This is a genomic window from Selenomonas sputigena (assembly GCF_026015965.1).
Lineage (GTDB): Bacteria > Bacillota > Negativicutes > Selenomonadales > Selenomonadaceae > Selenomonas.
In genome coordinates this window covers 99,962-113,177 of the sequence record NZ_CP110383.1, presented here as the reverse complement: position 1 = coordinate 113,177, position 13,216 = coordinate 99,962, and the positions used below count along the sequence as shown (strand labels likewise).

Below are 13,216 nucleotides of genomic sequence, written 5' to 3'. Positions count from 1 at the left end.
CATCTGCCATCTGCGCAAATCCAGGGACTCAATTTCGCCAGCGCTTCTTTAAGCCGAAAAAGCGCGAGGATGCAGATCTTGCATCCACCGCGCAAATCGTCAAATCGCCGCGATCGCTATGCCGTTTTCGTCAGCGAGCGCCGTGACCTTCGCTTGATCGACGACGAGTACCTTGCCCGCCTCGATGGCGAGGGCTTTCGCCCCGGCGGCGATCATCGACTCGATCGTCGCCGTGCCGATCGCCGGCACATCGAAGCGCATGTCCTGCTGGGGCTTCGCCGCCTTGCCGACGGCAGCGCCGCCGCCCGAAAGCTCCCCGCCGCGCCTTATGCAGGCGTCCGTCCCCTCGATCGCTTCGAGCGCCATGACCGCCTTCGCCTTGACGACGGCGGTTTGCCCGATGTCGAGCCGGCCGATCTCCTTTGCCATGGCGAGCGCCATTTCCATATCGGCGCGTTCCTCTGCGGTAGGTTCACGCTTCGTCAGCGTGCCCGCGGGCGGCATCAGCGTCTTTAAGAGAGCCGTCTGATCGAAGGCTTCCAAGCCTTCCTTCGCAAGCTCCCTGACGAAGGCGAGCATGATCGTGTCGTCCTTCTTGTCGGGCAGCGACATCAGGAGCTGCATCATGCGCATGTCGGGCTGCTCGTGGCTGCCCGCAAAGAGAAGCTCCTTCGTAACCTTGCCGAGAAGCGTCACCTTCGTCACGCCGCGCTCCTTGAGGTAGTCGATGATCGCGCCGAGCTGTGCGACGTTAATCGCGCGATGATCGGAAGCGACTTCCGCAAGTTCTTTATCCGTGCCCGCGAGAAGCGAAACGGCGCTTACCTCGATGCCGAGCGCCTTCGCCGCCTGTGCGCAGACGACGGGCAATCGCCCCACGCCGGCCAAAAGACCGATCTTTTCCAAAGATTTTCCCTCCGATTTCTATTCGTTCTCGCGGCGCTCGCGGCAGATGCCGCGGTCCACGTTGCGCAAAAAGCGCAGGAAATGCTCGACCTCTTCGGACGTCTCGACCTCCTGCTCGATGACGGCGATCGCCTGTGCGAGGCTCAAGCCCGAGCGGAAGAGGATCTTGTAGGCGCGCTTGATATTTCGCCGCGCCTCGACCGCGATGCCCGCACGCGCGATTCCGACGCTGTTGAGTCCGACGACGCGCGCCGGATGACCGTCGACGATCGTGTAGGGCACGCAGTCCTGCACGATCTTCGACATGCCGCCGATCATGACGTTGCGGCCGATCTTCACGAACTGGTGAATGCCGCACATGCCGCCCAGAACCGCGCGATCTTCGACAATGGCGTGGCCTGCGATCATCGCCGCGTTCGACATGATGACATGATTGCCAACGACGCAGTTGTGCGCGACATGCGTGCAAGCCATGAGCAGGCTGTCGCTGCCGATGCGCGTCTCCTCGCCCTCGCCCGTCGCACGGTGGATGCTCGAATACTCGCGGATCGTCGTGCGGTCGCCGATGATCGTATAGCTCTTCTCGCCCTTGAATTTCAAGTCCTGCGGCTCCGCGCCGACCGAAGCGAACTGAAAGATATGGCTGTCTTTGCCGATGCTCGTCCAACTGTTGATGACGGCATGCGGCTCGATGCGCGTGCCCTCGCCGATCGAAACGTTCGCACCGATGACGGCGTGCGCACCGACCTTGACGTTCTCAGCGAGCGTCACATTCTCTTCAATCACAGCATACGGACCGATCTCCACGCCCTTCGCCACATGGGCACGAGGGCTTACGACCGCTGTTTCGTGGATATATGCCACTACTTTGCTGTCCATCATTTTTTCCACCCCTTATTCCACTCGAAAAGAGCTGACAGGATTTTCAATCTATGCTTTCTATAGAAATCGCTGAAACTATCCGCGATTCCTGTGCGGATAAAGCGCCATATTGTTATAATCCTGCAAATCCTGTCGTTTTTTGCCTGTGATATTCAGGCAAAATCGGCAATTTTCGGGGGTTGATAAAAGACTGGCACTCATTTTCCCGGCAAATCTGCCCCTTAAGAGAGATTTTCAGCTCTTTGCAGGGCAAAGGTGAAGTCCGCTTTGGCGACGAGCACACCGTCGACGTAGCCGTCGGCATGAAGCTTGCCAAAGTCGCCGTGCACCTTCGTGATCTTCGCCTTCGTCACGAGCTGATCGCCAGGCACGACGGGCTTCTTGAACTTCACGCCCTCCATGCCGCCGAAGAGTGCGAGCTTGCCGCGGTTCTCCTCGGGATAGAGCATCGTGATGCCGCCGACCTGTGCCATGGCCTCCAGAAGGAGCACGCCGGGCATGATCGGCGAGCCGGGGAAATGACCGCGGAAGAAGTCCTCCATCATCGTCACGCACTTGATGCCCGTCGCCGACTCGAACGGCACGAGTTCGATGATGCGGTCGACGAGAAGCATCGGCGGGCGATGCGGCAGGATCTTCTGAATTTCATTGATGTCCAAAATCATATAGTTTCGCTCCTTCTTTCTTAATTGGAACCGACACGAAATGCACCGGATTTCACCGTAAGCAGAAACACCTTTCTGCGCTTTCACACCAGCGAGGCGCAGAGCGCCTTCGCGAGCTGCGCGTTCAGCGCATGACCCGACTTCACGGCGAGAATATGCCCGCGCACGAAGCCCGCGAGACGCAGATCGCCGATGAGGTCGAGGATCTTGTGGCGCACAAGCTCGTCGGGGAAGCGCAGCTCGTTGAGCCAGCGCTCATCGTTGTAGACGATGACGTTTTCAAGCGTGCCGCCGAGTCCGAGTCCCGCTTTCTTCAGCGCCTCGACCTCGCCTTCATAAGCAATCGTACGCGCAGGGGCGATTTCCTTCTCGTAAGCGTCCTCTCGCACGAGGAAATCCCGGTACTGCGTGCCGACGAGCGCATGCTCATTGAGCGACGTAAAGCTCACACGCAGGCCGCCGCCATAGGGAACGGCAACGAGGAAGCGTTCGCCGTCGTCGATGCGGTAGACGCGGTCGATGACGATCTCCTGCCGCTCCTTTTCCTGCTGCACCTTCCCCGCTTCTTTCAAAAGAGAGAAAAAGACGAGCGAGGAGCCATCCGCGACGGGAGGCTCCTCGGCATCGAGTTCGACAAAGCAGTTGTCGATGCCGAACGCCGCGAGCGCACTCATCAGATGCTCGACCGTGAAGACGCGCACGCCGCCCTCAGAGAGCGTCGTCGCGCGCACCGTCGACGTCACATGCGGCGCGGTCGCGCGAATCTTCGGCTCGCCCGCAACATCCTTGCGCACGAAGACGATTCCCGCATCGACAGGCGCCGGCAGGAGCGAGAGATGCACGAGGACGCCGGAATGAAGCCCCACGCCGTCGTAATCAACGCGCCGGGCGATCGTCGTCTGAAAGGGCAATAGAAATCCTCCTCCGCTGGAAAATGCAAAAGCCGGCAATATAAAGTCGCAGCTGCCAAATGCAGCCCTCCGTTTCAACGTTCTATTATTGTACCATGAAATAAGGACGCATAATAGTTATTAGGCGGCTTTTCAGTAGAATCCGTTTCAACATTTTATTATTGTACCATGAAACCCCAAGAAGTCAAACCCGAAGGGTGCAGACTGATTGGCTAGGTTTCTGGTAAGGGCGGCGCACTATTCATCCTTCCTGCTCGCCTTTTGGCAGCGCAAAATTCACGGGCAGCTCTTCGATGTCCGTTTCCAGCCGCCGATAGTGAACGCCGGCAGCAGCGAACATGCGTTTCGAGGCGCGCGTGCTGTCGGTCGCCGCGTACTTGTCCGACAGGTAGATGACCTCCTTGATGCCACTTTGGATGATCGCCTTGCAGCACTCGTTGCAGGGAAAGAGCGACGTGTAGATGCGGCAGCCCTTCAAGGAGGTGCTCGCGTTCAATATGGCGTTCAGCTCAGCATGCACGACATAGGCATACTTCTTGTCGCCGAACTCGCCCGTGCTGCCCCACGGGAACTCCGCATCGGAGCAGCCGTTGGGCATACCGTTGTAACCGACGCCGACGATGTGCTTGTCCTCGTTGACAATGCAGGCGCCAACCTGCGTGTGCGGATCCTTGCTGCGGTACTTGGAAAAAAGGGCGATGCCCATGAAGTATTCATCCCACGATATGATCATGGCTTTTCCTCCCCTCGCATCTCAGACGATTCCGTCGCGCTGTCTGCGGCATCCGCGTCGCTCGCTTCCCCCGCTTCAGACGTTTCATCCGTGCCGCCCGCCGCTCCAAGCGTCGGCAGAACCGTGCCCAGAAGGGCGCGCAGGCCGTCGGCAGCGGCGTGCAGTTCGGCGATCTTCGCTTCCTCGCCCTCCTTGATTGCGAGGAGTTTCCCCGCATCCTGCGCCATCTTCTCGTGCAGCGCACGCGCCTCGACGAGCGCCGGCAGGGATCTTGCCGTCCCACTTCCGCGTCTTGCCGTGCGCCTTGCCGCCTCCTCCAGGCGCGCCGCCGTATCGGCGAGCGCACGAAGCGCCGTGCGGTTTTCCCGTGCGCCTCGGCCGCCCGCCTCGATGGCCTCGGCTGCCTTGGAGACGTCGCCGGCGAGCGCCGTCAGAAGCTCTGCCGCATTTGTGGAAAGCTTACCCGCATCCTCCGACAGGCGGCGCACCTCGTCGGCGACAGCGGCGAAGCGCCTGCCCGCATCACCCGCACGCGCCGCCTCGACCGCCGCGTTAAACGCGAGGAGGTTCGTCTGGCTCGCAAGCTCCGCGACTTCGGCGAGCGTATCGCCGATCGCCGCTGCACGTTTTCCCAGATCGCGCGCCATCTCGTCCGCCGCCTTCAACTCCTTCGCGAGCGCGTTCGTGCGCTCTGCCGCATCGTGCGCCGCCCTCCGGCTCTCGCCAAATTGACGGCGCACTTCTTCGGCTTCTTTCTGCGCTTCGTCCGACGCGTCTTCGTCCATGCCGTCCGCGGCTTCGGCGAGCACCGAAGCCGCTTTCTCCGCCCGCTCTTTCAATGTCCCCGCTTGTGCGAGAGCCGACTCCATCGCCTGCGCCTGCTCCCGCGCCCCCGCGAGAAGTTTCGTGCAAAAGGCGCCCATGCGCGAAAGCGTCTCCGATGGCACGGCCTCGAACGCTGCATCTCTTTGAGGCGTCCCCAATTCCTGCGCGGCAAGCACTTCACCTGCAGGAACATCCGAGACCTCTGGCAAAGGAACCTGTTCCTCTTCTTTCTGCCCCTGCAGCGGGAGTGCGATGCGCCCGGCATAAGCGAGCAGAAGCCCCAATCCCGTGAGCACGAGCAAGAGCAGCAGCAACCCCGCCAGAGTCATGGAGTTCGTCAGTGCGCCGAGCGAGCGTTCCTCCTCCGCCTCGGGCACGCCGACGAAAATCATGCCGACCGCCTCGCCGTCCGCATCGAAGAGCGTACGATACGAACCGATGGGTCGCCCGCCGCCGAAATCGGAGCGACCGAGATACGGCGTACAGCCCGTGAGCACGATCCTCGTGACGGCGGCATCCGCCTTCTGTCCGACGAGCCTCTTACCGCTCGTCTCGTACGTCGAGGATGCGCACTGCTCGCCGACGAAGAGAGCGACGTCCGATCCCGTAACCTCTTTCAAGTGATCGACGAAACTGCCATTATCGTTGAGCAGTCTGCCTCCCTTGTAGATGCGTCCGTCCTGCACCGTCCAATCGCCGGGATGCGTCGAGTCGATCAGCAAGAGAATGCCGCGCATGTCAGCGTCGACCTTCTCCTTCCAGATCGTCGCGTTCGACGTGCGTGCGCTGTCGTAGGCGCGATAGCCGAGCGCGAGGAACGCTGCGAGGAAAAAGACCGCAAAAAGGACGACGCCGCGCCTCAGTCGCGCTGCGTCATCCTTGCTCTGAAAGAATCGGGAAAGGAAGCTTTTTTTCTTGTCGTTCTGCATATCAGCGAACCACCATGACAGGGCAGTGGACGTGCTGCAGCACATACTGGCTGACGCTGCCCATCAAGAATCCCGTCAGACGGCCGAGACCGCGGCTGCCCATGACGACGAGGTCGTAGCCTTCATCGTCCGCCGTCTCCACGATGACCTCGGCGGGCGAGCCAAGTTCCACCACGCTGTTCGTGCGGATGTCTGCGGGCACCTCCCGCAGGATCTTCGCCAGCTCCTTGTAAGCGCCCTCCTTCAGAGCCGCAGGATCATAGCCGTCCATGCTCACGCGCTCGAAGGCCGCGACCTCGGCATTGAGATCGACGACCGAGAGCAGCATGAGTGTCGCCCCCTGCAGCCGCGCGATGTGCGCCGCCTGCCGCACGGCCTGCTGCGCCTGCTCCGAACCATCATAAGGCACGAGAATCCGCCGAATCTCGCTGTCCTTAAAATCCATCATCTTGCTTACCTCCCGGAATTTCCCAAACTCCCATAAGTATTTTCTTATTTCGCCAACGAAGGGAAAAATTCCTCTTTTTTCTGCGGCTTAGCTGCCAATTTCCCGCACCCTGCTGCGTTGATTAAACAATGTGCTCGCCATCAAGCAAACTAAGCAAACGCCCGCCGGGCAACAGGCGGGCGATCTCTTCCGCCAACGCATCGATATAACCGTAAAAGTGATTCGTGCGCACGGCAAGCCATTCGACAGCGGCAAGGATGCACTTCTTTGTACGATCATCCTCGTCTTCTGCACTCTCCACGCCAGCAAAAGCCGTCCGCACCACGCTGTGCGGCGCAGACACACCGCCCCCATCGAGCGAGGCATCCACAAGAAGCAGGAACTCCAGCAGCTTGTAAAGCACGACGAAGACCTCATAGTTTGCCAGAAAGCTCGTGCCTCCTGTCAGAGGGTAGCGTCCGAGCATAAATTCGTTGACGAGCCAGTTCTCCAAAGCATTGCCGTACTTTGAATGGATGCTCTTCGCATATTGTCTGCGCCGTTCCAAAAAAGCGGCGATGCCGCTTTGCCGAGACTGCGCCGCGCCCGTATGCGCCGCATCTGCCCGTTCTCCCGGCACATCGCCGTCCCCTTCGCCGAAGAGTCTGCGAATCCTCGCCAAATATGCCGCTGTTTCGGGCAAATCATCTTTCGTCGCCTTTGCCAGAGCAGGAAAGAGCCGTTGGAAGAAGCGCAGATACAGCGCCGCGTCGAAGGGATTCGCCGCGAGGAGAGCCTTTGCCTCCCCTGCGGCGGCATCGGCGATGGCGGCGACGTCCCTTGTCAGATCTTCCGCCGCCCCCTGCTCGACATACGCTTCGGCGCGCGCGAGCAGGAGTCCGAGCGCCGCGAGACGCGCGTCGAGCGAGAGACGGCGCTCGGTCAAGAGCGCGATTCCGGCAAGCTGCAGGCTGCGGAAGGCCGCCGCCGACAGTGGTGCGCCAAGCGGCGTGCGGTCAACATAATCGGGGCGCGGTGCGGCAAATTCCATCCACTCGAACGCCAGCGGCTCTTCGGTGAACAAGACTTCCTCTGCCGCCACAGGACAGCTCAGGCACAGGGCGCGGTCAAGCGTATCGCCAACCTCGTGCATCTTGCGTGGATACTCAGCGCAGACGTCGGAGATCGCGCCGATGCCGAAGCGTCGCTGCAGCGAGCAAAGTCCGTCAGCGCGCAAAAAAACGCAGCGTCCGTTCTCGTGGCGCATGATCCAGCCGCCCGTCGCCTCGCTGCGTTCCAAGCCTTTTTTCAATTCGTGCAGAAGCTCCGGCCGCCCCTCATAGCGCGCCAATGTCGCCGCATCGAGCGCGACGCCCCACTTCGCGCAGCAGCAGAGCGAGCCGCATCGGCTGCCGTCGCAGACGAAGCGGCGCATGTAAACGGGCTGCAGGCACAGTCGCGACGCGGCGGCAGGCGCGAAGATGGACGCAGCGCCCTTCCCGTCGCCTTCATCGCTCTCCAGCCCCCGTGCCGCAACCTTTTTCAAGCACTCATCCTGTCGATTCACGCCTCCGCCTCCTCGAAGTAGGCGGCAATCTGCGCCTCCATGACGTCACCGACGTCCTCGCCTGCCCGCCATGCCTTCGCCCAATCGACGGTATGCGCGATCGCTTCCTCGATGTGCCAGCGCGGCTGCCAGCCGAGATGCGCCTTGATGCGCGAGGAGTCGAGCTTCAGAAATCCCGCCTCGTGCGGCGCGGCACACTCCTCCTCAGCACGCCACGAAGCACCCTCGCCCCAAGCGCGGCAGAAGAGCTCGGCCAGCTCGCCCGTCATCACGCAGTCGGAGTCCGCAGGCCCGACGTTGTAGCTTCCGGCGAGCGACGCATCGCATGCCTGCGCATGCGCGATGCGTAAATACGCAGAGAGAGGCTCCAAGACATGCTGATAGGGCCGCGTCGATGCGGGATTTCTGAGGACAACGGCGCGCCCTTCGCTCGCCGCGCGGATGCAGTCGGGCACAATGCGCTCGGGCGAGAAGTCTCCGCCGCCGATGACATTGCCCGCGCGCGCCGTCGAGATGCGCACGCCGCCGTCCGCGAAGAAGCTCTGACGATAGCTCGCCGTTACGAGCTCTGAGCAGCTCTTGCTGTTTGAGTACGGGTCGAAGCCCATGAGACGCTCGTCCTCGCGGTAGCCCCACTCCCATTCCTTGTTTTCGTAAACCTTGTCCGTCGTCACATTGAGAAAGGATCTGACCGTATCGCTTTCCCGCACACATTCGAGGACGTGTGCCGTTCCCATGACGTTCACGGCATACGTCTCGACGGGCGTGCGGTAGCTCTCGCGCACGAGCGGTTGCGCCGCAAGATGCACGACGATCTCGGGACGAGCCTCGCGAAAGGCCGCGCGAAGAGATGCGAGATCGCGCACATCGCCCTCGATCGAGCGCATGGATTCCGCTAGCTTCAACTTCTCAAAGAGCCGTGCGCCGTCCGCCGTCGGCGAAGCGAGCGAAAATCCTGTAAGCTGCGCTCCTGCGCCGAGCAGCAGTTTCGAGAGCCATATCCCCTTGAAGCCCGTATGCCCCGTCAAAAGCACGCGTTTGCCGCGATAAAAGGCAAGGTCATCCTGCCGCGTCATTTTCTTCATCTGCGCTCCCCCTCTCAGCCATGCTGCAATTCTTTTCCGTATTCGGCAAGAAAGACCTGCCGCGCCGTCTCCCATGCGTCATCAAGGCGCTTGCGCCCCGTCTCATGGATGCACGGCGGCTTTTCAAAACGCGGAATCATGAGGCGCATGCCGCGCCGCCGATACTCCATGGAAGCCGAAATGTCATAAAAGTGCCAGCCCATGAAAATATCTTCGCGCCACGGCACATCCGTCCGCGTCGCCAGGAAGATACCGTCGAGCGCCGCCACCTCGATGCCTTCGTCCGGCACAGCAAGGCGGCTGACCAATTCCATGGACTCCGGCTCACGAACATGCCAGACCGAGCCATAGCACTCCTTCGAATCCCACCAGACGCCGCTGTCCGGGATATGACGGCAGCCCGCAAAGCCGATGAGTCCGACTTCGGGGCGCAGGCGGAAGATTTCCAGCATACGGGGGATGAGCCTCTTCTCCGTCAGCAGAATATCCTGATGCATGTAAACCTTGAAGCGCGCCGTGGTCGCGCGCCGCGCCGCCTCATAGCCCGCCGTCATCGACGAGGCGCCGTACACGGGTACGAGCTCGACGGAAAAGCCCTGCGGCACTTCCAGATGGCGCAGATAGCGCACACTTTCCTCATACATTTCTTCATCGTTCACGCAGGCAATGAAGGCGATCTTCTTCGCGTCCCCGTTCATCCGAACAGTCCCTCCTTGCGCAGGATGTCAATCAGCCTCGCAGCGTCCGCCGCAACACTCTTGACGAATTCTTCCAGATAGCCGGCCTCGATGCCGTTTTCAACAAGCAGCTGCCGCAGCGATACGAGCGATGCCTCTTCCTCCACGCCGTTTTCGAGGCGGTGCAGAAGACGCGCCAGCAGATGACGCACCTCTGCTGTATAGCGCGCCTTGAGCCGCACGATGCCCATCGGGATTGCCGTCATGTGGATGATCCACCAGGCGATCTCGGGATTTTTCCCCTCATCTTCTGCACCGCATTCGCGAAGCAGCCGAAGCAGCTGCGGCTCCCCGGCCTCCGCGATTCTTCTCACGCTCAAAGCTTCGTAGTGCGAGAGCTTCGCGAGCCGTATGATTTCAGGAAAAGAAAAGAGCCTGCCCTGCCCCCTGAGCAGAGGATTCGTACTGTAACGCATCTCACCGTCGCACCACGATTGAAAGACGCTCCAGTGGCAGACGTTGCGAAAGGGCACGATCAGAGCGCCGCCGGGCGTGAGAAGCACATGCAGATATTCGAGCAGGCTCTCCACGGCAGCCACTTCCTCAATGCCGGGCGCCGCGACGATCAGAGAAAAGCTGCCGTGCCAGGTCTCCGGCACCTCCGTATGCAGCGAAGCCGTCTGAAACACATCGCTCGGAAAATCCTGCCGGAAGCGCTCCTCCCAAGCGCTCGCCATGCCGAAAAGCAAGATATCTCCGGCATCCTTCTCCGAGAAAAATGCCGCCATTTCCCCATAAACGGCTTCATTGAAGGGCATATCGAGCATCGTATCGTCTCCTCATTGCGTCAGCACTTTATCTCCATGCGCTACCACGTCCGGCAGCGTGCACGCCGTCACGCCTCTTCTTCACAGACGAAAAGCGGCTGCCGCTTCCCCGTCGCCGCCTGCTGCAGCAGCAGATGATACGCTTCGAGCACCGTCGCAGGCGCAATCGAGGCGATGCAGTGCGCTTCCCCCGTGTGCTTGCAGCCGTAAGCATCGCGCGGCTCCTCGGCGCAATCCGCCAGAGCCCTTGCGGGCTGCACGACGACGGCAGCCGTGCGGTACGGATAATGGTGCATGGGAATCGCCTTTTCATCGAGCGGCAGATCGGCGCCGTAGCAACAGATCTCCAGCACGGGCAGACCAATGACCGCCGCTATATGCAGGAGGCTCGTATCGTTGCCGATGTACGTCGAACAGAGCGTGACGGCAGAAGCCGTCTCGCGAAAGTCGAGCGCGCCCGCGAGGGAAAGCGCCCGCTCCTCGCCGAGCGCACGGGCTACTTCCGCCGCTTCCGTCGCATCGTCCCTGCCGCCCAGGAGCAGGAAGAACGCCTCGCTCTCCTCTGTCAAAAGCAGGCGCAAGAATGCAGCGTAAGCGGCGGGCGGCCAATGCTTGCGCCGCGTGCTGCCGCCCAGACCGATGGCGAAGAGCTTTCGCCCTGCCGAAGGTGCTCCGAGATATGAGAGCTTTTCGCGCACGCCCGCGATGTCCTCCTTCGTCAGCCAAAGCTCCAGCGAACGATCGGCCACGGGTGCGGCAAGCATCTGATCGAGCACATCGAAGCAAAGATCAGCCATGTGCAAGGGATGCACGGGCTTTTCCAAAGGGCGCGTCAAAAGCGCCGCGCAGTTCTCGCGTGAAAGTCCGCCTGCCGAAAAATCGCCTATATGACCGATGCGCTCCTTCGCGCCTGCCATGTAGGCGAGAAGGTAGGCGCTCGCATAGTGCCCGAATACGAAGGCGAGATCGAAGCGCTGCCCCAAAAGATGCTCCGCCGCATACCCGGCGTGCGCTGCAAAAAGCTCCGACACATGACGCAGCACGGGAAGCTGCTCATTGCCGAGCAGGAAGTCGATGTACGGACATTGCTCGGCAAGCTTGAATCCCGGCGGAAAGATCATGAGCGTAATCGCCGCCGCAGGATAGAGGCGGCGAAGCTCGCGCAGAGCGCCCGAAAAGCACAGGAAGTCGCCGACGCCCGCATCCATGATGACGAGCATCTGCATCTTCTCGCCTGCGGTGCGCGGTGTGCGGTACCCTTCCGCCGCAAAGACAGGCTCCATGACGCGCACGAAATCCTGCGCGGGAAATGGCGCACCGGGCGAAAGGCGCTCGCCAAAGGCCTCGAATGACTCAAGTATCGTTTTCATAAATCCTCCTGTACTAGCAAGGTGCAAAGCCGCTGACGAATCCGCTTCCCTGCCGCGCCGCAATTTTCTCTACCCCTTGAGGACGCTGTGCAGGACCTCCGCCATATAGTCAATCTGCTCCGCCGCCATGCCCGGGTAGACGCCGAGCCAGAAGGTATCGCGCATGATGCGGTCGGTCGCCGAAAGCTCGCCGACGACGCGGTAGCCACTTTTCGCTTCACGTAGGCGGTCAAAGCACGGATGCTTGACGAGGTTGCCCGCGAAGAGCATGCGCGTCTGTATGCCGTGCGCTTCGAGGGCACGGACGATTGGCTCTCTTTCGACGCCCTCGCGGCAGGTCAGGAGGAAGCCGAACCAGCTAGGCTCACTGTGCGGACACGGCTCGGGCAAGATGAGCTTTTCTTCGATACCTTGAAGCGCCGCCTTGAGGCGTGCAAAGTTTTGCCTGCGCTTTTCGACGAAGGAGGGCAGCTTCTTGAGCTGCGCGCAGCCGACCGCCGCCTGCATATCCGTGACCTTGAGATTGTAGCCGAAGTGCGAATAGACATACTTGTGATCATAGCCCTTCGGCAGTTTGCCGTACTGCCCGTCGAAGCGGTGGCCGCAGAAGCCGTCCTCGCCCGGCGGGCAGATGCAGTCGCGCCCCCAGTCGCGCAAAGAACGCAGGATGCGGAAGAGCAGCGCGTCCTTCGTATAGACGGCACCGCCCTCGCCCATCGTCATGTGGTGCGGCGGGTAGAAGCTCGACGTGCCGATGTCGCCGACCGTGCCCGTATAGCACTGCTTGCCGTCAATCTCATAGCGCGAACCGAGCGCGTCGCAATTGTCCTCGACGAGCCAAAGCCCATGCTTTTCGCAAAATGCCTTGACCGCCCGAAGGTCGAACGGGTTGCCGAGCGTGTGCGCGAGCATGACGGCACGCGTCTTGGGCGACAGCGCCTCTTCCAACCGCGTGACGTCGATGTTGTACTGCGGGATCGTCACGTCGACGAAGACGGGCACGGCGCCGTACTGGATGATCGGCGCGACCGTCGTCGGGAAGCCCGCCGCGACCGTGATGACCTCATCGCCCGGGCGCACGGCGCGCTCGCCGAGGAGCGGTGAAGTCAGCGCCATGAACGCCAGCAAGTTCGCCGCAGAACCCGAATTGACGGCAAGCGCGTGACGCGTGCCGAGAAATGCGGCCAGCCCCTTTTCAAACTGTACGGCATAGCGTCCCGCCGTCAGCCAGAATTCCAAAGAGCTGTCGACGAGGGCTTCCATCTCCTCGTGATCGTAGACGCGCCCCGCGTAGGGAATGCGTGCGCCCTTCGTCCATGGCTCAGGCTTGTGGTATTCGTCGGCGTACTCGCGCACGAGCGCGAGGATCTTGTCATGAAGTTCCTGACGCTTCTCTTCTCTTTCTTTCATAA

At 61.2% G+C, this 13,216-nt stretch carries 13 protein-coding genes; all 13 read right to left on the bottom strand.

Annotation, left to right across the window (positions count from 1 at the left end; genetic code table 11):
- Nucleotides 1-99: 99 nt before the first annotated feature.
- The 13 genes from OL236_RS00555 to rfbH all read right to left on the bottom strand — a co-directional run bounded on the left by OL236_RS00555 (nt 100) and on the right by rfbH (nt 13,214).
- On the bottom strand, nt 100-906 hold the full coding sequence (locus OL236_RS00555) for an LpxI family protein (RefSeq protein WP_265070949.1): 807 nt from the start codon (nt 904-906) through the stop codon (nt 100-102).
- 18 nt (nt 907-924) lie between these two features.
- Nucleotides 925-1,788, bottom strand: a complete 864-nt coding sequence (lpxA, locus tag OL236_RS00550; protein ID WP_006190689.1) for an acyl-ACP--UDP-N-acetylglucosamine O-acyltransferase — start codon at nt 1,786-1,788, stop codon at nt 925-927.
- Between the two features lie 221 nt (nt 1,789-2,009).
- A complete protein-coding gene (gene fabZ, locus OL236_RS00545; protein WP_006190687.1) occupies nt 2,010-2,453 on the bottom strand; it encodes a 3-hydroxyacyl-ACP dehydratase FabZ in 444 nt (147 codons plus the stop codon).
- 83 nt (nt 2,454-2,536) lie between these two features.
- Nucleotides 2,537-3,364, bottom strand: coding sequence for a UDP-3-O-acyl-N-acetylglucosamine deacetylase (gene lpxC / locus OL236_RS00540; RefSeq protein ID WP_265070948.1), 828 nt, complete (start codon nt 3,362-3,364; stop codon nt 2,537-2,539).
- 241 nt (nt 3,365-3,605) lie between these two features.
- Nucleotides 3,606-4,097, bottom strand: a complete 492-nt coding sequence (locus tag OL236_RS00535) for a deoxycytidylate deaminase (protein WP_009646319.1) — start codon at nt 4,095-4,097, stop codon at nt 3,606-3,608.
- On the bottom strand, nt 4,094-5,851 hold the full coding sequence (locus OL236_RS00530) for a methyl-accepting chemotaxis protein (RefSeq protein WP_265070947.1): 1,758 nt from the start codon (nt 5,849-5,851) through the stop codon (nt 4,094-4,096). The genes OL236_RS00535 and OL236_RS00530 overlap by 4 nt, the downstream gene beginning before the upstream one ends.
- A gap of 1 nt (nt 5,852) precedes the next feature.
- A complete protein-coding gene (locus tag OL236_RS00525; RefSeq protein WP_006190680.1) occupies nt 5,853-6,299 on the bottom strand; it encodes a universal stress protein in 447 nt (148 codons plus the stop codon).
- Nucleotides 6,300-6,420: 121 nt separating this feature from the next.
- The gene (gene fliB / locus OL236_RS00520) at nt 6,421-7,845 is read right to left on the bottom strand and encodes a flagellin lysine-N-methylase (RefSeq protein WP_265070946.1); all 1,425 of its coding nucleotides are present in this window, start codon (nt 7,843-7,845) and stop codon (nt 6,421-6,423) included.
- The gene (gene rfbG / locus OL236_RS00515) at nt 7,842-8,930 is read right to left on the bottom strand and encodes a CDP-glucose 4,6-dehydratase (RefSeq protein ID WP_265070945.1); all 1,089 of its coding nucleotides are present in this window, start codon (nt 8,928-8,930) and stop codon (nt 7,842-7,844) included. The genes fliB and rfbG overlap by 4 nt, the downstream gene beginning before the upstream one ends.
- Before the next feature lie 14 nt (nt 8,931-8,944).
- The gene (locus OL236_RS00510) at nt 8,945-9,628 is read right to left on the bottom strand and encodes a glycosyltransferase family protein (RefSeq protein ID WP_265070944.1); all 684 of its coding nucleotides are present in this window, start codon (nt 9,626-9,628) and stop codon (nt 8,945-8,947) included.
- On the bottom strand, nt 9,625-10,434 hold the full coding sequence (locus OL236_RS00505) for a hypothetical protein (RefSeq protein ID WP_265070943.1): 810 nt from the start codon (nt 10,432-10,434) through the stop codon (nt 9,625-9,627). Before OL236_RS00505 ends, OL236_RS00510 begins: the two co-directional genes overlap by 4 nt.
- Nucleotides 10,435-10,502: 68 nt before the next feature.
- Complete coding sequence (locus OL236_RS00500) at nt 10,503-11,804, bottom strand: glycosyltransferase family 9 protein (RefSeq protein WP_265070942.1); 1,302 nt, start codon at nt 11,802-11,804, stop codon at nt 10,503-10,505.
- A 69-nt stretch (nt 11,805-11,873) separates the two neighbouring features.
- Complete coding sequence (gene rfbH, locus OL236_RS00495) at nt 11,874-13,214, bottom strand: lipopolysaccharide biosynthesis protein RfbH (protein ID WP_265070941.1); 1,341 nt, start codon at nt 13,212-13,214, stop codon at nt 11,874-11,876.
- Nucleotides 13,215-13,216: the final 2 nt, after the last annotated feature.

Bases quoted from the DNA above. Each gene is read 5' to 3' on its own strand.
- lpxA (WP_006190689.1), bottom strand. From the start codon at position 1,788: ATGATGGACAGCAAAGTAGTGGCATATATCCACGAAACAGCGGTCGTA.
- fabZ (WP_006190687.1), bottom strand. From the start codon at position 2,453: ATGATTTTGGACATCAATGAAATTCAGAAGATCCTGCCGCATCGCCCG.
- OL236_RS00535 (WP_009646319.1), bottom strand. From the start codon at position 4,097: ATGATCATATCGTGGGATGAATACTTCATGGGCATCGCCCTTTTTTCC.
- OL236_RS00530 (WP_265070947.1), bottom strand. From the start codon at position 5,851: ATGCAGAACGACAAGAAAAAAAGCTTCCTTTCCCGATTCTTTCAGAGC.
- OL236_RS00525 (WP_006190680.1), bottom strand. From the start codon at position 6,299: ATGATGGATTTTAAGGACAGCGAGATTCGGCGGATTCTCGTGCCTTAT.
- rfbG (WP_265070945.1), bottom strand. From the start codon at position 8,930: ATGAAGAAAATGACGCGGCAGGATGACCTTGCCTTTTATCGCGGCAAA.
- OL236_RS00510 (WP_265070944.1), bottom strand. From the start codon at position 9,628: ATGAACGGGGACGCGAAGAAGATCGCCTTCATTGCCTGCGTGAACGAT.
- OL236_RS00505 (WP_265070943.1), bottom strand. From the start codon at position 10,434: ATGCTCGATATGCCCTTCAATGAAGCCGTTTATGGGGAAATGGCGGCA.
- OL236_RS00500 (WP_265070942.1), bottom strand. From the start codon at position 11,804: ATGAAAACGATACTTGAGTCATTCGAGGCCTTTGGCGAGCGCCTTTCG.
- rfbH (WP_265070941.1), bottom strand. From the start codon at position 13,214: ATGAAAGAAAGAGAAGAGAAGCGTCAGGAACTTCATGACAAGATCCTC.